20 protein-coding genes are annotated in these 22,947 nt (G+C 41.7%); 18 read left to right on the forward strand and 2 right to left on the reverse strand.

Annotation, left to right across the window (positions count from 1 at the left end; translation table 11 throughout):
• Nucleotides 1-4: 4 nt before the first annotated feature.
• From rapZ to whiA, 3 genes are read left to right on the forward strand one after another with little or no spacing between them, the layout of a single operon-like run.
• Nucleotides 5-895: an RNase adapter RapZ gene (gene rapZ / locus Q4A91_RS03470; RefSeq protein WP_303207419.1), complete on the forward strand. Its 891-nt coding sequence runs from the start codon at nt 5-7 to the stop codon at nt 893-895.
• Nucleotides 892-1,869, forward strand: coding sequence for a YvcK family protein (locus tag Q4A91_RS03475; protein ID WP_303207420.1), 978 nt, complete (start codon nt 892-894; stop codon nt 1,867-1,869). Before rapZ ends, Q4A91_RS03475 begins: the two co-directional genes overlap by 4 nt.
• Nucleotides 1,866-2,777 carry a DNA-binding protein WhiA gene (gene whiA / locus Q4A91_RS03480; protein ID WP_303207421.1) on the forward strand — a complete coding sequence of 304 codons (912 nt, stop codon included), beginning with the start codon at nt 1,866-1,868 and terminating at the stop codon, nt 2,775-2,777. The genes Q4A91_RS03475 and whiA overlap by 4 nt, the downstream gene beginning before the upstream one ends.
• A 31-nt stretch (nt 2,778-2,808) precedes the next feature.
• On the opposite strand, the gene Q4A91_RS03485 is transcribed toward whiA, so the two are convergent.
• Complete coding sequence (locus Q4A91_RS03485) at nt 2,809-3,777, reverse strand: NAD(P)/FAD-dependent oxidoreductase (RefSeq protein WP_303207423.1); 969 nt, start codon at nt 3,775-3,777, stop codon at nt 2,809-2,811.
• A gap of 136 nt (nt 3,778-3,913) precedes the next feature.
• On the opposite strand from Q4A91_RS03485, the gene cdaA reads away from it, so the two are divergent.
• The 9 genes from cdaA to Q4A91_RS03530 all read left to right on the forward strand — a co-directional run bounded on the left by cdaA (nt 3,914) and on the right by Q4A91_RS03530 (nt 12,813).
• Nucleotides 3,914-4,771 (forward strand): diadenylate cyclase CdaA, encoded by an 858-nt coding sequence (cdaA, locus tag Q4A91_RS03490; protein ID WP_303207424.1) that lies wholly within the window; start codon nt 3,914-3,916, stop codon nt 4,769-4,771.
• Complete coding sequence (locus Q4A91_RS03495; RefSeq protein WP_303207426.1) at nt 4,758-5,555, forward strand: YbbR-like domain-containing protein; 798 nt, start codon at nt 4,758-4,760, stop codon at nt 5,553-5,555. The genes cdaA and Q4A91_RS03495 overlap by 14 nt, the downstream gene beginning before the upstream one ends.
• Nucleotides 5,556-5,585: 30 nt before the next feature.
• The gene (gene glmM / locus Q4A91_RS03500) at nt 5,586-6,938 is read left to right on the forward strand and encodes a phosphoglucosamine mutase (RefSeq protein WP_303207428.1); all 1,353 of its coding nucleotides are present in this window, start codon (nt 5,586-5,588) and stop codon (nt 6,936-6,938) included.
• Nucleotides 6,939-7,011: 73 nt separating this feature from the next.
• Entirely contained in the window at nt 7,012-7,386 is a 375-nt protein-coding gene (locus Q4A91_RS03505) for a DUF1149 family protein (RefSeq protein ID WP_001050092.1), read from the forward strand.
• A gap of 2 nt (nt 7,387-7,388) precedes the next feature.
• Entirely contained in the window at nt 7,389-8,237 is an 849-nt protein-coding gene (locus Q4A91_RS03510) for a DegV family protein (protein ID WP_303207429.1), read from the forward strand.
• Nucleotides 8,238-8,388: 151 nt separating this feature from the next.
• Nucleotides 8,389-9,156, forward strand: a complete 768-nt coding sequence (gene dapB / locus Q4A91_RS03515) for a 4-hydroxy-tetrahydrodipicolinate reductase (protein ID WP_303207430.1) — start codon at nt 8,389-8,391, stop codon at nt 9,154-9,156.
• Nucleotides 9,153-10,352: a CCA tRNA nucleotidyltransferase gene (locus Q4A91_RS03520; protein WP_303207432.1), complete on the forward strand. Its 1,200-nt coding sequence runs from the start codon at nt 9,153-9,155 to the stop codon at nt 10,350-10,352. The genes dapB and Q4A91_RS03520 overlap by 4 nt, the downstream gene beginning before the upstream one ends.
• Nucleotides 10,349-12,217, forward strand: coding sequence for an ABC-F family ATP-binding cassette domain-containing protein (locus Q4A91_RS03525; RefSeq protein WP_303207434.1), 1,869 nt, complete (start codon nt 10,349-10,351; stop codon nt 12,215-12,217). The genes Q4A91_RS03520 and Q4A91_RS03525 overlap by 4 nt, the downstream gene beginning before the upstream one ends.
• Nucleotides 12,214-12,813, forward strand: coding sequence for a hypothetical protein (locus Q4A91_RS03530; protein WP_303207435.1), 600 nt, complete (start codon nt 12,214-12,216; stop codon nt 12,811-12,813). The genes Q4A91_RS03525 and Q4A91_RS03530 overlap by 4 nt, the downstream gene beginning before the upstream one ends.
• Before the next feature lie 53 nt (nt 12,814-12,866).
• On the opposite strand, the gene Q4A91_RS03535 is transcribed toward Q4A91_RS03530, so the two are convergent.
• Nucleotides 12,867-14,060, reverse strand: coding sequence for a cation diffusion facilitator family transporter (locus tag Q4A91_RS03535; protein ID WP_303207436.1), 1,194 nt, complete (start codon nt 14,058-14,060; stop codon nt 12,867-12,869).
• Between the two features lie 156 nt (nt 14,061-14,216).
• On the opposite strand from Q4A91_RS03535, the gene Q4A91_RS03540 reads away from it, so the two are divergent.
• The 6 genes from Q4A91_RS03540 to Q4A91_RS03565 all read left to right on the forward strand — a co-directional run bounded on the left by Q4A91_RS03540 (nt 14,217) and on the right by Q4A91_RS03565 (nt 22,868).
• Nucleotides 14,217-15,827: a hypothetical protein gene (locus Q4A91_RS03540; RefSeq protein ID WP_303207438.1), complete on the forward strand. Its 1,611-nt coding sequence runs from the start codon at nt 14,217-14,219 to the stop codon at nt 15,825-15,827.
• 1 nt (nt 15,828) lies between these two features.
• Entirely contained in the window at nt 15,829-16,860 is a 1,032-nt protein-coding gene (locus tag Q4A91_RS03545) for an acyltransferase family protein (protein WP_303207440.1), read from the forward strand.
• A complete protein-coding gene (locus Q4A91_RS03550; protein WP_303207441.1) occupies nt 16,853-17,839 on the forward strand; it encodes a glycosyltransferase family 2 protein in 987 nt (328 codons plus the stop codon). Before Q4A91_RS03545 ends, Q4A91_RS03550 begins: the two co-directional genes overlap by 8 nt.
• Nucleotides 17,840-18,049: 210 nt before the next feature.
• Entirely contained in the window at nt 18,050-20,746 is a 2,697-nt protein-coding gene (locus Q4A91_RS03555) for a cation-translocating P-type ATPase (RefSeq protein WP_303207442.1), read from the forward strand.
• 104 nt (nt 20,747-20,850) lie between these two features.
• Nucleotides 20,851-21,261 (forward strand): peptide deformylase, encoded by a 411-nt coding sequence (locus Q4A91_RS03560; protein WP_303207443.1) that lies wholly within the window; start codon nt 20,851-20,853, stop codon nt 21,259-21,261.
• A gap of 11 nt (nt 21,262-21,272) precedes the next feature.
• Nucleotides 21,273-22,868 (forward strand): hypothetical protein, encoded by a 1,596-nt coding sequence (locus Q4A91_RS03565; protein ID WP_303207444.1) that lies wholly within the window; start codon nt 21,273-21,275, stop codon nt 22,866-22,868.
• Nucleotides 22,869-22,947: the final 79 nt, after the last annotated feature.

Consider the following 22,947-nt stretch of genomic DNA (forward strand, 5'->3'; position numbering starts at 1 on the left):
ATAGATGACAAAGAAACAACTTCACCTGGTGATTGTGACAGGGATGAGTGGTGCAGGGAAAACGGTAGCCATTCAGTCCTTCGAGGATTTGGGATATTTTACTATTGACAATATGCCACCAGCCCTCTTGCCAAAGTTTTTGCAGTTGGTAGAGACCAAGGATGATGACCATAAGTTAGCCCTAGTAGTCGATATGCGGAGCCGTTCCTTCTTTTCAGAGATTCAGGCTGTTTTGGATGAATTGGAAAACCAAGATGATTTGGACTTCAAAATCCTCTTTTTAGACGCAGCAGATAAGGAATTGGTGGCACGCTATAAGGAAACTAGACGAAGTCACCCTCTAGCTGCTGATGGTCGGATTTTAGATGGCATCAAGCTGGAACGTGAACTCTTGGCACCTTTGAAAAACATGAGTCAAAATGTGGTGGATACGACAGAACTCACTCCGCGTGAACTGCGTAAAACCATTGCTGAGCAATTTTCAGACCAAGAACAAGCCCAGTCTTTCCGTATCGAGGTCATGTCTTTTGGATTCAAGTATGGTATCCCTATTGATGCAGACTTGGCCTTTGATGTCCGCTTCTTGCCAAACCCATACTACCTTCCGGAACTCCGCAATCAGACAGGTGAGGATCAAGCAGTTTATGACTATGTGATGCATCATGAGGAGTCTGAAAGTTTCTATCAGCACTTACTCGCTTTGATTGAACCCATTTTGCCAAGTTACAAAAAAGAAGGCAAGTCTGTTTTAACCATTGCAGTAGGATGTACAGGTGGACAACACCGTAGTGTTGCCTTTGCAAAACGAATCGCTGAGGACCTTGCTAAAAACTGGCCTGTCAATGAAAGCCATCGTGACAAAGACAGAAGAAAGGAAACGGTAAACCGTTCATGAGAAAACCAAAGATAACGGTAATTGGTGGAGGAACTGGTATCCCCGTCATTTTGAAAAGCTTGCGAGAAAAGGATGTTGATATCGCAGCCATCGTAACGGTAGCTGATGATGGTGGCTCTTCTGGTGAGCTAAGAAAGAATATCCAACAGCTGACACCACCAGGCGATCTTCGCAATGTCCTGGTAGCCATGTCGGATATGCCTAAGTTTTATGAGAAGGTTTTTCAGTACCGTTTCTCAGAAGAGGCTGGAGCTTTTGCGGGTCATCCGCTTGGAAATATTATCATTGCTGGCCTATCTGAAATGCAAGGATCCACTTATAATGCCATGCAGCTGCTAAGTCTCTTTTTCCACACAACAGGAAAAATCTACCCATCGAGCGATCAGCCTCTGACACTGCATGCAGTCTTTAAAGACGGTTCTGAGGTGGCAGGTGAGAGCCACATTGCAGATCATCCAGGTATGATCGACCATGTCTATGTGACCAATACCTTGGATGATGAAACACCCCAAGCCAGCCGACGAGTGGTCAATACTATTCTCGAGAGTGACATGATCGTCTTGGGGCCTGGTTCCCTCTTTACGTCAATTTTGCCCAATATTGTCATCGAGGAGATTGGACAGGCTCTCTTGGAGACTAAGGCGGAAATCGCCTATGTCTGCAATATCATGACCCAGCGTGGGGAAACAGAGTACTTTTCAGACAGTGACCACGTAGAAGTCCTCCATCGACACTTAGGTCGGCCATTTATTGATACGGTCTTGGTTAATATCGAAAAGGTTCCTAGAGAATACATGGATACCAACCGTTTTGATGAATATTTGATTCAGGTAGAGCATGACTTTGCTGGTCTTTGCAAGCAGGTTCCTCGTGTGATTTCATCCAACTTCCTTCGTTTGGAAAATGGAGGAGCCTTCCATGATGGCGATTTGATTGTAGATGAATTGATGCGCATTATACAGGTGAGAAAATGAGTTTTACAGTCGCAGTAAAAGAGGAAATTCTTGGTCAACACCATCTCAGTCGTTATGAACTATCGGCCATTATCAAGATGTCTGGTAGCATCGGTCTCTCGACTTCTGGCCTGACCTTGTCTGTTGTGACTGAAAATGCTAAGTTGGCTCGGCATCTCTATGAGTCCTTTCTCCATTTTTATGAGATTAAGTCTGAGATTCGACACCATCAGAGGAGCAATCTTCGCAAGAATCGTGTTTACACGGTCTATACAGATGAGAGAGTGCAGGAGCTTTTAGCTGATTTGCGGCTTGCGGATTCCTTCTTTGGTTTGGAGACAGGTATTGATCCCGATATTTTAGCAGATGAAGAAGCTGGACGTGCTTACTTATGTGGGGCCTTTCTTGCAAATGGTAGCATCCGAGATCCTGAGTCTGGTAAGTACCAGTTGGAGATTAGTTCTGTTTATCTGGACCATGCCCAAGGACTGGCCTCTCTCCTTCAGCAGTTTTTGCTGGACGCCAAGGTTATTGAGCGCAAGAAAGGTGCAGTTACCTATCTCCAACGGGCAGAAGACATCATGGATTTCTTGATCGTGATTGGGGCCATGCAGGCGCGTGATAACTTTGAGCGCATCAAGATTTTGCGTGAAACCCGTAACGATCTCAATCGAGCCAATAACGCTGAAACAGCCAATATCGCTCGAACGGTTTCTGCTAGTATGAAGACCATCAATAATATCAGTAAAATCAAAGATAGAATGGGTTTGGAAAATTTACCCGTGGATTTGCAAGAGGTAGCGCAGTTGCGGATTCAGCACCCAGACTACTCTATCCAGCAGTTGGCAGATAGCCTGAGTAATCCCCTGACTAAAAGTGGTGTCAATCACAGACTCAGAAAAATCAATAAAATAGCAGATGAATTATAAAACCACGAATCGTTGATTCGTGGTTTTTTTCTTATAAACTGGTCGAGTGTTTGGGTTGAACTTTTTGTTCAGGGTCAATGTAGTTAATGGCATTGTTAACAGCTGTTGGAGCTTCACCCAGTCCTGTAGCGATCAAATCAATCTTACCTTCATAGTAACAGGAGTCCCCGATGGCATAGATTCCTGCTTGGCTAGACTCTTGCTTGCTATTGACGATAATCTTGTGACGGTTGAGGTCCAGCCCCCAATTTTTAAGATTGCCAATAGATGATTTGAAACCATAGTTGACAAAGAGATGGTCTACTTCGATAGTTTCGGTTTCATCTGATTTGACTTTGGTGATTTCTAGTTTATCGAGTGTTTTTCCATCTCCGATAAGTTGGCTAGGAATGAACGGTGTCTTGATGGTCACAGATGATTCTTGCAAGGCTTGCACACTATGTTCCAAGGCGCGGAAATTATCTCTGCGGTGAACGAGAGTAGTTGGGGCAATCTTTTCAAAAGCCAGAGCCCAGTCCACTGCGGAGTCCCCACCACCAAGAATGGTCACTTTCTTACCAGCGTATTGCTGAATGTTGGAAACGTGGTAGTGGATGTTTTCATAGTCCTCAACATGCTCCAATTCGAGTGGCCGTGGTTTAAAGGCTCCACCCCCCATGGCAATGATGACTGTTTTGGTCAGATGGTTTCCCTTGTTGGTTGTGATGGTAAAACCTTGATCTTGTTTCTCGATTTCTAGAACAGTTTCGTTGAGGTGAACAGGTGTTTCAAAACTATTTAGCTGTTCAATCAAGCGATTGGTCAGCTCTTCCCCAGTTAGGTTTGGAAAACCTGGCACATCAAGGATTTGCTTCTCAGGATAGAGGATGGCAGGTTGACCACCGAGCTGGGGAAGGGAGTCAATGATTTGGACTTTGGCTTGGCGTAGGTGGGCGTAAAAGGCAGCAAAGAGCCCAACAGGACCGCCACCGACAATGGTAATATCATAGAGTTGAGACATGATTTCTCCTTCGTTTTTTCTAATCAGTTTATTTTATCATATTTTTGCTTAATTTAAAATGAGGTAGGATAGGGAAAAAATGGGCAAAAAATGGTATAATGGTACAGAAAGTGTTTTGACAGGGAGGAGGCCAGGGATGAATTTTCAACAATTATCCAATTTACAATACTGGACGAGTTTGTTTTCAAGTCCTTGGACGATAGTCATCAATCTGATTGATATTCTCATTGTGACTTATATTTTATATCATTTTACCAAAGCGATTGCAGGGACCAAAATCATGATATTGGTGCGGGGAGTCCTGGTCTTTATTTTAGGTCAGATTCTGTCCAATATGATTGGTTTGACAACCATTTCCTGGTTGATCAATCAGATCATCACTTATGGGGTTATCGCAGCAGTAGTTATTTTTTCACCAGAGATTCGGACTGGTTTGGAACGATTGGGCCGGGCTACGGATTTCTTCTACAATGCCCCTATTAGTGCGGAAGAGCAAATGGTTCGTGCCTTTGTCAAATCAGTCGAGTACATGAGCCCCCGTAAGATTGGTGCTCTGGTAGCTGTTCAGCGAGTAAGAACCTTGCAGGAATATATCTCAACTGGGATTCCTCTAGATGCTAAGATTTCCTCTGAGTTATTGATTAATATCTTTATCCCCAATACTCCCTTGCACGATGGTGCGGTCATTGTCAGAGAAGATCGGATTGCCGTAACTTCAGCCTACCTACCCCTGACTGAAAATACAGGAATTTCCAAGGAATTTGGGACACGTCACAGGGCAGCGATTGGTTTGTCAGAAGTATCGGATGCTCTTACCTTTGTGGTTTCAGAGGAAACAGGCGGAATCTCAATCACCTATAATGGAGTCTTTAAGCATGATTTGACCTTGGAAGAGTTTGAATCGGAGTTAAGAAGAATCTTGCTTCCAACATCAGAGAAAAAACAAGGTCTGAAGGAGCGTTTGCTAGGAGGATTGAAACATGAGAAAAAATAGTCTTTATATTATTTCTTCCTTCTTTTTCGCCTGCATCCTTTTTATCTATGCGACTTCAACAAACTATCAGAATAGCAACAGTGCCAGACAGGTGAGGACAGAAACCTATACCAATACGGTTCTTAATGTCCCAATCGATATTCAGTATGACAGTGATCAGTATTTTATCAGTGGTTTTACATCTGAAGTGACGATCTTTCTGACAGGGTCAAACAGAGTTGCTTTGGCGAGCGAGATGCAGGAAAGCACTCGAAAATTCAAGGTCAAAGCTGACTTAACCAATGCCAGTGTAGGAACCATCGAAGTTCCTCTAACCATTGAAAATTTACCGAGTGGTTTGACGGCTGTTGCAACTCCGCAAAAGATAACAGTCAAGGTCGGTAAAAAAGCAAAACGAGATAATGTAATCGTTGTGCCGGAGATTGACCCTAGTCAGATTGATTCTCGTGTGAAAATTGATACAGTCACTGTGTCAGATGAAAAAGTAACGGTTATTAGTGACGAGGAGACTCTCTCTAGAGTAGATCGTGTCATTGCCATCTTGCCGACGAGTGAACGGATAACAGGTAACTACTCGGCCTCTGTTCCACTACAAGCAGTTGATAAAAATGGAAATGTCTTGCCAAGCGTCATTATGCCATTTGACACTACAATGAAAATTACAACCAAAACAGTATCGTCTAGCTCGAGTTCTTCGTCAACGACCTCGTCAACGGGCTCTTCAACCAGCAGTTCGTCTTCAACGAGTTCAGAAACGAAACCAGACTCGTCTAAACAGGACTAAATAAAATAGTAGAAAAGGATGATAAATAAAATGGGTAAATATTTTGGGACCGATGGAGTCCGTGGAGAATCAAACGTAGAACTAACGCCAGAATTGGCCTTTAAACTGGGACGTTTTGGTGGCTATGTTCTTAGCCAACACGAAACAGAAGCCCCTAAAGTCTTTGTAGGACGTGATACACGTATCTCAGGAGAAATGTTAGAATCAGCCTTAGTGGCAGGTCTTCTATCAGTAGGGATTCACGTCTACAAACTCGGTGTCCTTGCAACACCAGCAGTAGCTTATTTGGTTAAAACTGAGGGAGCTAGTGCGGGTGTCATGATTTCCGCTAGTCACAACCCAGCCCTTGATAATGGAATTAAATTCTTTGGTGGGGATGGCTTCAAACTTGATGACGACAAAGAAGCAGAAATCGAAGCCTTGCTAGATGCTACTGAAGACACTCTTCCTCGTCCAAGCGCCGAAGGCTTGGGAACCTTAGTGGACTATCCAGAAGGTTTACGTAAGTATGAAGGCTACCTTGTTTCAACTGGAACGCCTCTTGAGGGAATGAAAGTGGCCTTGGATACAGCCAACGGTGCAGCATCTACAAGTGCCCGTCAAATCTTTGCAGACCTTGGGGCTCAAATAACTGTTATCGGTGAGACACCAGATGGTCTGAATATCAACTTGAATGTGGGTTCTACACATCCAGAAGCTCTTCAAGAAGTGGTCAAAGAAAGCCAGTCAGCTATTGGTTTGGCCTTTGACGGAGACAGTGACCGCTTGATTGCTGTTGATGAAAATGGCGACATCGTTGATGGTGATAAGATCATGTACATCATCGGTAAATACCTTTCTGAAAAAGGGCAGTTGGCTCAAAACACCATCGTGACAACGGTTATGTCTAACCTTGGCTTCCATAAGGCCTTGGAGAGTGCTGGTATTAACAAGGCAGTGACTGCTGTTGGTGACCGGTATGTCGTTGAAGAAATGAGAAAATCAGGCTACAACCTTGGTGGTGAACAATCAGGCCACGTAATCTTAATGGATTACAACACTACTGGTGATGGTCAATTATCAGCTGTCCAATTGACTAAAATCATGAAAGAAACAGGCAAGAGCTTGTCTCAACTAGCATCAGAAGTGACGATTTACCCACAAAAACTGGTCAATATCCGAGTGGAAAATGCCATGAAAGAGAAAGCCATGGAAGTACCAGCCATCAAGACAATCATCGAAAAGATGGAAGAAGAAATGGCAGGGAACGGTCGTATCCTTGTCCGTCCAAGTGGAACAGAACCCCTCTTGCGCGTCATGGCAGAAGCTCCTACGACAGAAGAAGTTAACTACTACGTAGATACGATTGCTGCTGTTGTTAAAGATGAAATCGGAATTAACTAAAGCCTAGAAAACTAGATGAAATGATAAAAATGTGGTACAATTGCATAGTAAATTGTAGCAATGGGAGAGAAAAATGAATCTTAAACGAGAACAAGAATTTGTTAGCCAGTATCACTTTGATGCTCGTAACTTTGAATGGGAAAATGAAAATGGAGCTCCTGAAACCAAGGTAGACGTGAACTTTCAGTTGCTCCAACATGACCAAGAAAACCAAGTGACTTCGCTTGTTGTTATCTTGAGTTTCATGATTGTCTTTGACAAATTTGTCATCAGCGGAACAATTTCTCAAGTTAACCACGTGGAAGGTCGAATTGTCAACGAACCAAGCGAATTTAACCAAGAAGAAGTCGAAACCTTGGCACGTCCATGTTTGAACATGCTCAATCGTTTGACGTATGAAGTAACAGAAATCGCCTTGGATCTTCCAGGGATCAATTTGGAGTTTTAGTCATGAAATTAGCTGTCATTACAGATTCTTCAGCCTATTTAGAGGAGAAGAAGCTGCAAAGAGAGAATCTATTTATCTTGGATATTCCTGTCAATATTGATGGAGAGGAGTATGTTGAAGGTGTCAATCTAACTGCTGAGGAATTTTATCAAAAAATGGCTCAGTCTGCAGAATTGCCTAAAACTAGTCAACCGAGTATTGCCAAATTGGATGAGATTCTAAGTTCCTTGAAAGATGAAGGCTATACCCATGTCTTGGGACTCTTTCTTTCGTCAGGAATTTCAGGTTTTTATCAGAACATCCAATACATGTTGGATGAGTATGATGGCTTGACCATTGCCTTTCCAGATACCCATATCACAAGTTCCCCTCTAGGATTTATGGTAGAGAGTGCCTTTGAATGGGCAGAACAAGGCGATGATTTTGCCCAGATTCAGGAGAAGTTGGCTATCCAAATTGCTGATAATTCAGCCTTTATCATAGTAGATGACCTCGACCACTTGGTTAAGGGAGGACGTTTGTCAAATGGAGCAGCTATCTTAGGAAATCTCCTCAGTATCAAGCCTATCCTTTACTTTAATGACCAAGGAGTGATTGAAGTTTACGAAAAAGTTCGTACAGAAAAGAAAGCAATCAAACGTTTGGTGGAAATCATCAAGGAGTTGACAAAAGATGGGGACTACCGTATAACAGTCATTCATGGGAACGCTCCTCAAAAGGCAGCGGATTTACGTCAGCTTTTGATGGAGAGTGGTGTGACTGCTGAAATTCCAATTGAAACCTTTGGTAGTGTCATTGGGACCCACCTTGGAGAAGGTAGTATCGCCTTGAGCTATACACCAATCGTCTAAATTGTTCTTACAGGCTTTGTATCTTAGAAATTGAACACGGCCTACCTGCCTCTTGAAAAAAGATGCCTGTCTTGCCTTTCATGGAAAGTCAGCGCCATTCCCTATTTTTCATGGGCAGCTAACGTCCTTTGTATCTTAGTCAGGAGTAGAGATGAGTATTCGAGTAATTATTGCCGGTTTTAAGGGAAAGATGGGCCAAGCTGCTTGTCAGATGGTCTTGGCTGATCCAGACTTGGACTTGGTCGCAGTTTTAGATCCTTTTGAGTCTGAGTCAGAATGGCAGGGAATTCCTATTTTCAATGATAAGGCTGACTTGGCTGGTTTTGAAGCGGATGTCTGGGTAGATTTTACTACACCAGCCGTTGCCTACGAAAATACACGCTTTGCTCTTGAAAATGGCTTTGCTCCTGTCGTAGGAACAACAGGATTCACTAGTGAAGAAATTACAGAACTAAAAGCATTTTCTCGTGAACAAGATTTGGGTGGCTTGATTGCCCCTAACTTTGCCTTGGGCGCTGTCTTGCTTATGCAATTTGCGGCGCAGGCTGCCAAATATTTCCCAAATGTGGAGATTATCGAGCTCCATCATGACAAGAAAAAAGATGCTCCGAGTGGAACAGCCATTAAAACAGCTGAGTTGATGGCGGAAGTGCGAGAGTCTATCCAACAAGGTGCGCCTGATGAGGAAGAATTGATTGCAGGTGCCCGTGGTGCTGACTTTGATGGCATGCGGATTCACTCGGTTCGTCTACCAGGCTTGGTAGCTCATCAAGAAGTCATCTTTGGCAATCAAGGAGAAGGATTGACCCTTCGTCATGACTCCTATGATCGCAGCTCCTTCATGACAGGGGTCAATTTGGGAATCAAAGAAGTTGTCAAGCGTCATGAGCTTGTCTATGGATTAGAACACTTATTATGAGATTAACGCAAATGCCTTCTGAATTTCAGAAGGCTTTACCAGTATTAGAAAAAATTAAAGAAGCAGGCTTTGAAGCCTATTTTGTTGGGGGCTCTGTTCGAGATGCCCTCCTCAATCGTCCCATCCACGATGTGGATATCGCGACTTCTTCCTATCCAGAGGAGACCAAGCATATTTTTCCGCGAACAGCCGATATTGGAATCGAGCATGGAACTGTCTTGGTCCTAGATGGTGATGAGGAGTATGAGGTAACAACTTTTCGAACAGAGGATGTCTATGTGGACTATCGCAGACCCAGCGCGGTTTCCTTTGTGCGTTCGCTAGAAGAAGACCTCAAGCGCCGTGATTTCACAGTTAATGCGTTTGCCTTGGATGAGACAGGCGAAATTATTGACTTGTTCCATGGTTTAGACGATTTAGAAAACCAGGTTTTGCGAGCAGTTGGAGTGGCTAGTGAGCGTTTTAACGAAGATGCTCTGCGGATTATGCGTGGTTTCCGCTTTCAGGCCAGTCTCGGTTTTAAACTTGAGTCAGAAACTTTTGAGGCGATGAAGACTTTGACGCCACTTTTGGAGAAAATTTCTGTGGAGCGCACCTTCGTTGAGTTTGATAAACTATTGCTGGCACCTTTTTGGCGAGTTGGTCTGTCTTCCATGATTGAGAGTCGAGCTTATGACTATCTTCTAGATATGGCAGGGAGCCAGGGCAAGCTCAACAAACTGTTTGATTTGGAGACTGATTTCACTTTTGAGTCTTCCGAACAAGCCTGGACAGCTCTATTGTGGGCTTTGGAGATTAAAGATGCACAGCCATTTTTGAAGGCATGGAAAACCTCACGCCAGTTTGCCAAGCAAGTACAGGATTTGCTGACCATTTTGGCTTTGCGAGAAGAAGGTGAGCTGAGCAAGCGCGATTGTTACCGCTTTGACTTGGATTTACTTTTACAGGCAGAAAATCTTCGTCAGGCCCAAGGGAAACCAGTCAACCCACAAGCTATTACAGAAACTTACCATAGTTTGACCATTCATGACAAGAAAGAAATTCAGATTAACGGTGGTATTTTAATCAAGGAATATGGTTACCAGCCAGGTCCAGATTTGGGAGATATTTTAACAGAGATTGAGTTTGCCATTGTCGATGGTGACTTGGAGAATGACCGTGAGGCCATTCATACTTACCTGAGGGAGAAAAAATGAGTGATTTTATCGTTGAAAAACTAAGCAAATCCGTTGGTGACAAGACCGTTTTTAAGGATATTTCTTTTATCATCCATGACCTAGACAGAATCGGTCTGATTGGTGTTAATGGAACGGGTAAGACCACCCTTTTGGATGTTCTTTCTGGTGTTTCAGGATTTGATGGTGACGTTAGCCCTTTTTCAGCTAAGAATGATTATAAGATTGGCTACTTGACCCAGAATCCAGACTTTGATAATAGAAAGACGGTTTTGGACACGGTTCTCTCCAGCGACCTCAAGGAAATCCAGTTGATTCGTGAGTATGAGTTAATCATGCTCAATTACAGTGAGGACAAGCAGGCTCGTTTGGAACGGGTCATGGCAGAGATGGATTCTCTCCAAGCCTGGGAAATTGAAAGCCAGGTCAAGACGGTCCTCAGTAAGCTAGGGATTCAGGACTTGTCGACTCCAGTTGGTGAATTGTCAGGCGGTCTCAGAAGACGGGTCCAGTTGGCGCAAGTTCTCCTAGGAAACCACGACCTCTTGCTTCTGGACGAGCCGACCAACCACCTGGACATTGCGACCATTGAGTGGCTGACTCTTTTTTTGAAAAATTCCAAGAAGACCGTTCTCTTTATCACCCACGATCGTTATTTCCTAGATGCACTATCAACGCGGATTTTCGAGTTGGACCGAGCAGGCTTGACCGAGTATCAGGGAAATTATCAGGACTATGTTCGCCTAAAAGCGGAACAAGATGAGCGTGATGCAGCACTTCTCCACAAAAAGGAACAACTCTATAAGCAAGAATTAGCCTGGATGCGTAGACAACCGCAGGCTCGTGCGACCAAGCAACAGGCCCGTATCAATCGTTTCCACGATTTGAAAAAGGAAGTTTCAGGTGGCGTTGCTGATACAGACTTGACCATGAACTTTGAAACCAGTCGGATAGGGAAGAAAGTCATCGAGTTTCAGAATGTTTCCTTCGCCTATGAAAACAAGCCCATTTTGCAAGATTTTAATTTCTTGGTGCAAGCCAAAGACCGTATCGGAATCGTTGGAGATAATGGTGTGGGGAAATCAACCCTACTCAACTTGATTGCAGGAAGTCTTGAGCCGACAGCGGGACAAGTTGTGATTGGGGAGACCGTTCGTATCGCTTATTTCTCTCAACAAATCGAAGGCCTGGATGAAAGCAAACGGGTCATCAACTACCTGCAGGAGGTGGCAGAAGAGGTCAGGACAAGTGGTGGTTCCACGACTTCCATTGCAGAGTTGCTGGAGCAGTTCCTCTTCCCACGTTCAACGCATGGAACCTTGATTGAGAAGTTGTCTGGTGGAGAGAAAAAACGCCTTTATCTCCTCAAATTGCTTTTGGAAAAACCCAATGTTCTTCTTTTGGACGAGCCGACCAATGACCTAGACATTGCAACCTTGACAGTCTTGGAGAATTTCTTGCAGAGCTTTTCAAGTCCTGTCTTGACAGTTAGCCACGACCGTTATTTCCTGGATAAGGTAGCGACCAAGATTCTCGCCTTTGAGAATGGCAAGATTCGTCCTTTCTTTGGCCATTACACCGACTATCTTGATGAAAAAGCCTTTGAAACAGAGATGGCCAATCAAGTACAAAAGGCAGAAAAGGAAAAAGTAGTCAAGGTCCGTGAAGACAAGAAACGCATGACCTACCAAGAAAAGCAGGAGTGGGCAAGCATTGAAGGCGATATTGAAGCCTTGGAAAATCGTATCGCTGCTATTGAAGAAGAAATGCAGGCAAATGGCTCTGACTTTGGCAAACTAGCGACTCTTCAAAAAGAACTAGACGAGAAAAACGAAGCACTCCTTGAAAAATACGAACGCTATGAATACCTAAGTGAGTTGGCATGATGGAAGAAAAAATCATTAAACGTAGTCCCAAGAAAATCATTTGGAATACCTTGTTCGGTCTTTTAGTCTTGTTACCTCTAACTTATCTCTATTCGTATTCGGAAAAGGGGAGCAAACTTCATGCGATAAGTCTTTTGTTTATGCTGGTTGTCCTCTTTTGTGCTGGAGTAATCATTTATCAGACATACAGACTGTTAAGCTTGGATAAGGAGTATTTGAGATGCACAGTTGAGGGGTTTTACTACAAACCGAATCCAAAGAAACCCAGTCATTTCTACGCTTGGGCAGATGTAGAGGAATTTTCCTTCTCTCGGATTGGAGGAAAGTATAGGAATTCCGATCGGATTGAAGTTTATTTTAAAAACAAGGAAAATGTGAAATCCCAATCCTTTCTAGCTCTGTTGAAGAGAAGGTGTTTCCCTTTTCATCCGTCAGCAGATTTGATCATCCCTATCATTCTACTAGATGTAGATTTTCCTGAAAGGGTCTATGAGATCATGAAGTACTATGAAAGAGAATGGCGTATCGAACAAAATCGTCAAGCAAGAAAAGAGGCAAAACAAGCTTCGAAAAGCAATTCTTCCAAAATGTCATAGTTCGTCTTTACTTAAAGTAGAATAATCAAAAAGGCCCTATCTACTGGATAGGGTCATTGTTTGTCTTCTTTTTTAGTTTCCTGGTGGAAAATATTTTGCCAAGTCTCATGGCGACGCCAGATACTGGTGTGGACGATGCCATCTAGCTCATAGCAAATGAGCTTGGTTTTCTGACTAATGGAAGTGATTTGAATATCCTTAATAGCAACCTTAAGTTCTTTTTCGTCTTGATAAGCGACTTTATCCATCTGCTCTCCATCTTGACGGATATAGAGAAAGTCCTCAGCAAGGAGTTCTTCTAGCTGATTTCCTTGGTCGATCAATTGCTCACGCATGAGCAGTTTTTTATAGACATTGTCCAAAATCTCGTCCTCAGGTATGGGAGCTGGCTCGATATGGACATCGGTATCAAAGACTCCAAAACGCTCTTCCAGCATGGATTCGACCTGGTCCGCAATCTCATGACTCTCATAGACTGATAAGTCAGGATTCATTTCCAGGGTGATATCAAGGTAGATATTGCTACCGTAGGTACGCCCTCTTTGGGACTTGACCTTACTAATCTTTGGAATCTCCATGATGGCCTTTTGGTAGTCCTCTAGCAGACGGTCGTCAAAACCATCTGAAAGACTGAAGGAAGACTCGATAAAGATATCATAGGCTGTTTTTAAGATAAAGAAGGTGATGATGATAGCGACCAATTTATCCACGATAGGATAATTGAAACTGCTGGCTAGGATAGCAATGGTCGTCCCAAGCGAGGTGACAGCATCGGAAAGATTGTCCTTAGCAGCTGTCTTGAGAGCCTTGGATTTGGATTTCTTACTGAGGCGTGTGTTATAGAGATAAACAGCAAACATGACCACTGTTGAAATGATTCCTAGAATTGCACCCAGAGGATCAATGGGTGTTTGTTCCCGACTGAGGATTTTCTGAATGGTGTCCCGAAGCACATCAAAACCAACATAGAACATGATGAGGGAAGTGATCAAGCTAGCCAAATCTTCAATCTTCCAGTGACCAAAGCGATGGTCACGGTCTGCAGGTTGGCGGGCCATCCGAATCCCAATCAAGAGAGCAACATTTCCAATAATATCGGATACGTTGTTGAAACCATCTGCCACCAAACTGGAAGAATGTAGGAGGTGACCAGTTGCCAATTTTGCTGCAGACAAGAGGAGGTAAGTCGAAATGCTGATAATGGCTCCACGTTCTGCCAATTTGAGATTTGACATGGATTGGTTCATCGGGCTTCCTTTCTAGTCATATAGTATTCTACCATTATACTGGTTTTCAAAGGAAAATTCAAACGATATAGGCTTACAAGATTGGAAGTAAGCTAGTTTTTTATAAGGAAATGTGGTAGAATTGAAGAGTAATATTTATTCGAAAGAGAGCTTGTAATGATAAATAAAAATATGGTCAGTGGGCTACTTAGCTTAAGTTTTTTATTTTTGCCATTTTTATTTTTTTATCTCTATATATCGATGAGAGGTTTTGAATATCCTGTAGTAGATGATATCATGGTGAATCAAACTATATTATCTGGTGATAATATGCTATTACCCTATGTAGGAATTTTATTATCTACAGGATTGGTCTTTCTTCAAAAAATTTTTACTGATTGGAATATTTTTTTTATCTTTTTAGTTAGTATTTATTATATTAGTTTTGGTGTCTATGCTATCTTTTTTTATAAGAAAAAACTGTATCTTTTGCTTCCAATTGTGTTTTTAGCCCAATTGATACTTATTAAATATTTTTCTTTTTCCGTTATCGCATATTTATCAGCTACAGCAGCAACTTTTTTACTATTTGACAAAAGGTACATTTCAGGACTATCACTATTGTTCATTGGTTTATCCATTCGACCTCAAATTATATCAAGCTTTATTTTACTGTTATTCCCTTTTCTACTCTTTGAGTGGATATCTTCTAAAAAAAGAAAAGAAGTTGTTTTATTATTTGGCGTCATTTTACTGATTTTTGCTTCCAATAAACTATATACACTAGGGAAAGCTAACGTACAGGAGTATTTGACATGGAATGCCCTAAGTACGAATTTGAGAGATTATCCTGCTATTGATTATCAAAGACATGAGAATGAATTTGAAGCTTTGGGAGTAAGTGAGAATGATTTGAATGTCTCCACCTACTGGTTATTTGCTGAAAAAAAAGCCTTAAGCAATACTCTTTTAACAAACATTCAATCTGTTCGTTCCTTTTCGGAGAAATACTCGTTTAATCTGCCTCAGATGATATCAGATTTTTTTAAGAATAGTATACTGACAACCTTCTCTTTAGTACTGATTAGTTGGTTCTTGATTTTTAAGCCTAAGAAGCTATACGGATGGTTTGTACCGATTTCCCCATTACTTTTAATTGGGGCTCTCTTTGTTAGACAGAGGGTAGTAGAGCGCGTATATATCCCTCTAATAGTATGTTTCTTATTAGTATTTATTTTTTATGCTCGATCATTTTATGAAAAAAGATGTTTATTTGATAAGAGGAAGGTGTTCTTTAGCTTACAAATAATGGGAATACTAGGAGGAGCAGTATGGATAAATCAGCTTGGCCAAGAACTGTATTGGTTTCCCTATATTCAATCGTCAGTAGTCTCAGAGTACCAAAATCTTGTACAGAGGAATTCGGATAAACTTATTGTTTTTGGTGGATATGGCACTTTGGTTTCTTCACAGCCTACATTGTCAACTTTTAAATTAAGATCCAATCAGTTAGTGACAAATACAACTACATTAGGAAATTGGCAAACTTTTTCTCCTCATTATTATCAACAAATGAAACGATACGGAGTTGAAGAACCTGAAAATCTGTTGTCTTCCGCAATCAACAATCAGAATATTCTCTTCTTTTGGTCCACTTCCTCAGGGAATATGGATAGTGTTAAAAAAATTATGAAAGAACATTATCAGAAGGATGTTTACTTTGAGGAAGTTGAATCTGTCACTTCAGATATGAGCGTTTATCGTTTAAAATTAGGAACAGGAGGATAGTATGAAGAACCGAATTGGTTACATAGATATGTCTAAAGGTTTAGCAATTATATTAGTTATCATTGGACATAGTAGCTTCGTTCCAAATAATGCAAAGTTGCTTCTCTATTCATTCCACATACCGTTGTTCTTTTTCTTATCTGGTTTTACTTTGAATGTTAGAAAATACGAAACCTTCTCAGGCTATTGTTTAAATAAGGTAAAGAGTTTAGTTATTCCTTTTTTCTTGCTAAATAGTTTTGTTTTTCTGTTTCAACTTTTTGTTATGTACCCTGATCAGGTTCTGAGTTTTGATATTCTTCATTTTATAAAACAGTTACTGATTTCAGACCGTTTGCATATTTATTTTCAATTATGGTTTTTGAATGTGATGTTTTTGGCTCATGTTTTCAGTTACTTTATTTTAAAGAGAAGATGGAATTTGAGCCAGTGGGTGATAATAATCGTATCTCTCTTGGTTCTGGTCTATCTCGGACAGAAGGTATATGAGAGGGAGTATTATTTAATTTGGAATATTGATTTAGTTCCTGTTGCTCTGATTTTCATCTTGCTGGGAGTGTGGACTAAGAATAATTTACATCAATTAGAAAAGTATTTTTCAATTTACCTTTTGCCGATTGGACTTATTCTTACCAATTATAGCAGTAAACTAAACTATCGAGTGAGTGGCTATCAAATTGTTGATTTGTATTATCAGCAAATTGGGAATCATTTCTTATTTTACTTGGCGGCTATTTCAGGAATTTGGAGTGTTCTTATATTTTTTAAAACAATTCCTGAGAGTTCCATTTTGAAATCAATCGGACAAAAAACGTTGATTTATTATGGAGTACATTCGCCGATAGTTCTGGTGTTAGTAGAAAAATTAGTTAAAGAATTGTCTACGAAATATACTGGAATTTTTGTTAATCAATATATAACGACAGTTTTTGTAGTTATATTAACAATTTTGGGTTGTGAATTGATAGTCAGGATGTTTAGAGGAACCAACTTTCCTTTTGGGATAAAAAGATTAGGAGAAAGAGATGAGTAGACACAAGCCAATTTTATATATCGTTGTTCCATGTTACAACGAAGAACAAGTCTTACCGCATACTAATCCAATGTTTGTTGAAAAAATTGAACAATTAATAAAGAAAGAAGAAATCCATCGCCATAGTAAAATTATGTATGTAAACGATGGTAGTAAGGATAGAACTTGGGAACTGATAGAAAGTTATGCTAAATCTATCCCTTCTGTGGTTGGTGTATCGCAAAGTCGTAACAGAGGTCATCAAAGTAGTGTGCTTGCAGGCATGTATGAGGCCATTCAGTTTGCTGATATTGTCATTACCATTGATGCCGATGGACAAGATGATATCAATTGTATGGATAAAATGATTGAAGAATATAAAAGCGGTTCTGAAATTGTCTACGGTGTACGTGATAACCGTGATACGGACTCTGCTTTTAAACGAATTACAGCTGAAGGTTTTTATAAAGTTTTACGCCTATTTGGAGCAGAAGTCGTTTTTAATCATGCCGACTATCGATTGGTTTCTAAAAGATTCTTGAAGGAATTAGAAAAATTCACTGAAGTCAATCTTTTTCTTCGTGGTTTAATGCCTTTAGTTGGCTTTAAATACTCTTACGTTTCGTATAAGCGACATGAACGAATTGCTGGTGAGAGCCATTACCCACTGTCTAAAATGCTTGGTTTGGCTATGGATGGTATTACAAGTTTATCAATCAAACCGATTCGGTTGATTACAAGTCTTGGTGTTTTGACGTCACTCTTTAGTTTTCTATTGATTATTTGGGTTATATGGAGTAAGTTTGCTGGTACAGTCGTGGCTGGCTGGGCGAGCACTTATGCAATAGTTAGCCTACTTGGTGGAGTCCAATTGATTAGTTTGGGTGTAATTGGTGAGTATGTTGGAAAAATTTATCTGGAAACAAAACGTCGTCCTAGATATATTATCAGTGAACGTACTTTTGATTCAGAAAGTGTTTCATCGGATTTAAACCCTTGAAAACTTTTCAAATTTTGATATAATAGTACTACTCAAGGGAGTAGCTGGCAGAAACCTGTGATAGTGTCGTCATTCCGAATTGTATACTGAAAAGTATGTTTTCCGGCACTATCTTAAACAGCGAGACTTGTTATGATTAACAGGTCTCTTTTTGTTTGTCATAAAACTAAAAGAGAACTTGTTTTGCACACAATGTCAAGGAGGAGACACATGTCAAAAGAACAAAAACGCCAAGCGTTTTATACTCAAAGTCCTGAAGAGGTCTTGAAGTCAGTTGAAGCAACTGAGCAAGGTCTTTCGTCAAGCGAAGCGCAGAAACGCCTAGCTGAATATGGACGCAATGAACTGGAAGAGGGTGAGAAAAAATCACTCCTAGTCAAGTTTATCGAGCAATTTAAGGATTTGATGATTATCATCCTAGTTGCAGCGGCTATCTTATCAGTCGTAACTTCTGGCGGGGAAGATATCGCAGATGCCATCATTATCCTAGCCGTGGTTATCATCAATGCTGCCTTTGGTGTTTACCAAGAAGGAAAAGCAGAAGAAGCTATCGAGGCCCTCAAGTCTATGTCTAGTCCAGCTGCTCGCGTTATTCGTGATGGACACATGGCTGAGATTGATTCCAAAGAATTGGTACCAGGTGATATCGTAGCTCTCGAAGCAGGTGACGTGGTGCCAGCAGACCTACGTTTGCTAGAAGCTAATTCACTTAAAATCGAAGAAGCTGCTTTGACAGGTGAGTCTGTTCCAGTCGAAAAAGACTTGACCGTCGAGCTCTCTGCAGATGCTGGTATTGGTGACCGTGTCAATATGGCCTTCCAAAACTCAAACGTTACTTATGGTCGTGGTCTTGGTGTTGTTGTCAATACAGGTATGTACACGGAAGTTGGTCATATCGCTGGCATGCTCCAAGATGCGGATGAGACGGATACACCACTCAAACAAAACTTGAACAACCTTTCTAAGGTCTTGACATACGCTATCTTGGTCATTGCCCTTGTTACTTTTGTTGTTGGTGTCTTCATTCAAGGTAAAAATCCACTTGGTGAGTTGATGACCTCTGTTGCGCTTGCTGTTGCAGCCATCCCAGAAGGACTCCCAGCTATCGTGACCATCGTTCTTGCCCTTGGTACTCAAGTTTTGGCAAAACGAAATTCTATCGTTCGTAAGTTGCCAGCAGTTGAAACGCTTGGTTCAACTGAAATCATCGCTTCTGATAAGACTGGTACGCTTACTATGAACAAGATGACCGTCGAAAAAGTCTTCTATGATGCTGTCCTACATGATTCAGCTGATGACATTGAACTAGGTCTTGAAATGCCTCTTCTTCGTTCGGTTGTCTTGGCTAATGATACCAAGATTGATGCTGAAGGAAACCTGATCGGGGATCCAACGGAAACAGCCTTCATCCAGTATGCCTTGGACAAGGGCTACGATGTTAAAGGATTTTTAGAGAAATATCCTCGTGTAGCTGAATTGCCGTTTGACTCAGATCGTAAACTCATGTCAACGGTTCACCCATTGCCAGATGGTAAATTCCTCGTGGCAGTCAAAGGGGCTCCAGATCAACTTTTGAAACGTTGTGTTGCTCGTGATAAAGCTGGAGATGTTGCTCCGATTGATGAGAAAGTCACTGAATTAATCCATACAAACAACTCGGAAATGGCTCACCAAGCCTTGCGTGTCCTTGCAGGTGCTTATAAGATTATCGATAGTATTCCAGAAAATCTTACTTCTGAAGAGCTTGAAAACAACTTGATCTTTACTGGTTTGATTGGGATGATTGACCCTGAGCGTGCAGAAGCGGCAGAAGCTGTTCGTGTCGCTAAGGAAGCGGGAATCCGTCCAATCATGATCACTGGTGACCACCAAGATACAGCAGAAGCTATTGCTAAACGTTTGGGAATTATCGACGAAAATGACTCGGAAGACCATGTTTTGACTGGGGCGGAACTCAATGAACTTTCTGATGAAGAATTTGAAAAAGTCGTTGGTCAATACTCTGTTTATGCGCGTGTATCTCCAGAACACAAGGTTCGTATCGTGAAAGCTTGGCAAAACCAAGGTAAGGCCGTTGCTATGACAGGTGACGGTGTTAATGATGCGCCAGCTCTGAAAACAGCCGACATCGGTATCGGTATGGGAATCACTGGTACTGAGGTTTCTAAGGGTGCATCAGACATGATTCTTGCGGATGATAACTTTGCGACCATCATCGTCGCAGTTGAAGAAGGACGTAAGGTCTTCTCAAACATTCAAAAGACCATTCAGTATCTACTTTCTGCCAATACGGCCGAAGTATTAACCATCTTCTTATCAACCTTGTTTGGTTGGGATGTCTTACAGCCAGTTCATCTTTTGTGGATCAATTTGGTAACCGATACCTTCCCAGCTATTGCTCTTGGTGTTGAGCCTGCTGAGCCAGGTGTTATGACCCACAAACCACGTGGACGTAAATCAAGTTTCTTCTCAGGTGGGGTCATGAGTTCCATTATCTATCAAGGTGTACTCCAAGGGGCTCTCGTCTTGACTGTTTATGGTCTTGCTCTTGCCTATCCGGTCCATGTAGGAGATAACCAAGCCATTCATGCGGATGCCCTCACAATGGCCTTTGCAACACTTGGTTTGATTCAGCTCTTCCATGCCTACAATGTTAAGTCTGTTTACCAATCCATCTTGACAGTCGGACCATTCAAGTCTAAGACCTTCAACTGGTCTATCTTGGTATCCTTCATCCTCTTGATGGCAACAATCGTTGTAGAACCGCTTGAAGGTATCTTCCACGTAACCAAACTAGACTCGTCTCAATGGGGTATTGTTCTAGCTGGAAGCTTCTCAATGATACTTATCGTCGAAATCGTCAAGTTTGTTCAACGTAAACTTGGTCTTGATAAGAACGCGATTTAAAAAGAAAGTCATCTTCGGATGGCTTTTTTTGCATTTTAGGGAAAGAACTAGAAGTCGCCCCCTTTTGTGCTATAATAAAGTAAAATAGCAAGGAGTGAAAGAGAATGGAAAAGAAGATTGTCCGAGATGTCTTATTCTTGTCGCAGGTCTCGAAACCTGCAAGTCAGGAAGATCTTTATCTGGCTAGAGATCTGCAGGATACCCTGCTTGCCAATCGCGAGACCTGTGTTGGTCTGGCAGCTAATATGATTGGGGTGCAGAAGCGTGTCATTATCTTTAATCTTGGCCTAGTTCCCATGGTTATGTTTAACCCCATTCTCCTTTCCTACAAAGGACCTTACGAGACAGAGGAAGGTTGTTTGTCCTTGACTGGGGTGCGACCAACAACTCGTTATGAAACGATTACGGTTTCCTATCGTGATAGTAAGTGGCATGAGCAGACCATTACACTGACAGGTTTTCCAGCTCAGATCTGCCAACATGAACTGGATCATTTGGAAGGACGGATTATTTAGGAGGAAGTCAAATGAAACGTATACTCTTTGAACTTGTTTTTATCGCGACGACTTGGTATATCTTTTTGCCACCCTTCAATTTAACTAGCTGGGAATTCATCTTCTTTCTCTGTGGGCATTTGGTGGTGATGGGGATTTTGTTTAGTTTCCGCAAGGATACCAATCTCCTCAAAACTGTTCATGTACGTCATGGCAAGGCTGCCAAAGATCTCAATCTAGAAGGATTCCTTTTTACCAAACTTAGTAGAGGATTGTTTCTGGCCGCAGGACTTATCTTTGCCCTTGCTGGTCTGGTAAGCCTAGTAACCTCTAGCTTTTTCCAAGCAAAAAATTATGCTAATGTGGTGTCTATCACAGAAAAAGATTTTAAAGATTTTCCTAAGAGTGATACCAGTAAGGTTCCAATCCTAGATCGGAGCACTGCAGAAAAGATTGGTGACCGTTACCTAGGCTCTCTGATGGATAAGGTCTCCCAGTACGTAGCAGCAGATACTTATACCCAGCTGACGGTTGATGGAAAGCCTTATCGGGTGACACCTTTGGAGTATGCCGACCCGATCAAATGGTTTAATAATCAGTCCAAGGGAATTGGCGAGTATATCAAGGTTGATATGGTGACAGGAAATGCAGAATTGGTGGATTTAAAAACTCCAATGAAGTATTCAGACTCCGAGTATTTTAATCGTGATGTCAAACGTCATCTTCGAATCAAGTACCCAACCAAGATTTTAAAAACGCCCTCCTTTGAGGTGGATGATGAAGGCAATCCCTTCTATGTAGCAACCGTTTATCAAAAGCAGTTTGGTCTAGGAGTCCCGCGTCCTTCATCTGTTATTATCTTAGATGCCACCAATGGAGAAGCCAAGGAATACAGCTTGGATGAAGTACCAGAATGGGTGGATCGTGTCTATCCAGCAGAAGAAACCATCCAGCAAATCAACTACAACGGTAAGTATAAAGACGGCTTCTGGAATGCTTTGATTTCTAAGAAAAATGTTACTCAAACGACTGAGGGCTATAACTATCTTTCTATCGGAAATGACATCTATCTCTACACGGGGGTGACTTCAGCAAACGCTGACGAAAGTAATCTGGGATTTATCCTTGAAAATATGCGAACTGGTGAAATCACCAAGTACAACCTAGCTTCAGCAACCGAAGAATCTGCCCGTGCTTCTGCAGAGGGAGCAGTGCAAGAGAAGGCTTACAAGGCTACCTTCCCTATTCTTGTCAATCTCAATGACAAACCACTCTATATCATGGGCTTGAAGGACAATGCAGGCTTGGTAAAGGAGTATGCATTGGTCGATGCAGTGGAGTACCAAAACGTTATCGTAGCAACTACGGTAGATGAACTCCTTAGCAAATATGCCAATAAAAACGACCTCGAGTTGGATAATGAAACGGTAGAAAACATCAAGGGTATTGTCTCAGACCTTAAATCAGCTGTCATCAAGGGGGACACCGTCTATTTCTTTAAAGTTGATGGCAAGATTTATAAGGTCAAGGCTTCCGTATCAGACGACCTTCCTTACCTCGAAAATGGCCAAACCTTCGAAGGTCAAGTTGGAAAAGATAATTATCTCAAGACCTTTAAAGTACAATAATACTCTTCGAAAATCAAATTCAAACTACGTCAGCGTCGCCTTGCCGTACTCAAGTACATCCTGCGGCTAGCTTCCTAGT

The organism is Streptococcus sp. (assembly GCF_030528045.1).
Lineage (GTDB): Bacteria > Bacillota > Bacilli > Lactobacillales > Streptococcaceae > Streptococcus.

What these genes read in the sequence shown, in the direction of transcription:
- rapZ (WP_303207419.1), top strand. Translation starts at nt 5, where the DNA reads ATGACAAAGAAACAACTTCACCTGGTGATTGTGACAGGGATGAGTGGT.
- Q4A91_RS03475 (WP_303207420.1), top strand. Translation starts at nt 892, where the DNA reads ATGAGAAAACCAAAGATAACGGTAATTGGTGGAGGAACTGGTATCCCC.
- whiA (WP_303207421.1), top strand. Translation starts at nt 1,866, where the DNA reads ATGAGTTTTACAGTCGCAGTAAAAGAGGAAATTCTTGGTCAACACCAT.
- Q4A91_RS03485 (WP_303207423.1), bottom strand. Translation starts at nt 3,777, where the DNA reads ATGTCTCAACTCTATGATATTACCATTGTCGGTGGCGGTCCTGTTGGG.
- cdaA (WP_303207424.1), top strand. Translation starts at nt 3,914, where the DNA reads ATGAATTTTCAACAATTATCCAATTTACAATACTGGACGAGTTTGTTT.
- Q4A91_RS03495 (WP_303207426.1), top strand. Translation starts at nt 4,758, where the DNA reads ATGAGAAAAAATAGTCTTTATATTATTTCTTCCTTCTTTTTCGCCTGC.
- glmM (WP_303207428.1), top strand. Translation starts at nt 5,586, where the DNA reads ATGGGTAAATATTTTGGGACCGATGGAGTCCGTGGAGAATCAAACGTA.
- Q4A91_RS03505 (WP_001050092.1), top strand. Translation starts at nt 7,012, where the DNA reads ATGAATCTTAAACGAGAACAAGAATTTGTTAGCCAGTATCACTTTGAT.
- Q4A91_RS03510 (WP_303207429.1), top strand. Translation starts at nt 7,389, where the DNA reads ATGAAATTAGCTGTCATTACAGATTCTTCAGCCTATTTAGAGGAGAAG.
- dapB (WP_303207430.1), top strand. Translation starts at nt 8,389, where the DNA reads ATGAGTATTCGAGTAATTATTGCCGGTTTTAAGGGAAAGATGGGCCAA.
- Q4A91_RS03520 (WP_303207432.1), top strand. Translation starts at nt 9,153, where the DNA reads ATGAGATTAACGCAAATGCCTTCTGAATTTCAGAAGGCTTTACCAGTA.
- Q4A91_RS03525 (WP_303207434.1), top strand. Translation starts at nt 10,349, where the DNA reads ATGAGTGATTTTATCGTTGAAAAACTAAGCAAATCCGTTGGTGACAAG.
- Q4A91_RS03530 (WP_303207435.1), top strand. Translation starts at nt 12,214, where the DNA reads ATGATGGAAGAAAAAATCATTAAACGTAGTCCCAAGAAAATCATTTGG.
- Q4A91_RS03535 (WP_303207436.1), bottom strand. Translation starts at nt 14,060, where the DNA reads ATGAACCAATCCATGTCAAATCTCAAATTGGCAGAACGTGGAGCCATT.
- Q4A91_RS03540 (WP_303207438.1), top strand. Translation starts at nt 14,217, where the DNA reads ATGATAAATAAAAATATGGTCAGTGGGCTACTTAGCTTAAGTTTTTTA.
- Q4A91_RS03545 (WP_303207440.1), top strand. Translation starts at nt 15,829, where the DNA reads ATGAAGAACCGAATTGGTTACATAGATATGTCTAAAGGTTTAGCAATT.
- Q4A91_RS03550 (WP_303207441.1), top strand. Translation starts at nt 16,853, where the DNA reads ATGAGTAGACACAAGCCAATTTTATATATCGTTGTTCCATGTTACAAC.
- Q4A91_RS03555 (WP_303207442.1), top strand. Translation starts at nt 18,050, where the DNA reads ATGTCAAAAGAACAAAAACGCCAAGCGTTTTATACTCAAAGTCCTGAA.
- Q4A91_RS03560 (WP_303207443.1), top strand. Translation starts at nt 20,851, where the DNA reads ATGGAAAAGAAGATTGTCCGAGATGTCTTATTCTTGTCGCAGGTCTCG.
- Q4A91_RS03565 (WP_303207444.1), top strand. Translation starts at nt 21,273, where the DNA reads ATGAAACGTATACTCTTTGAACTTGTTTTTATCGCGACGACTTGGTAT.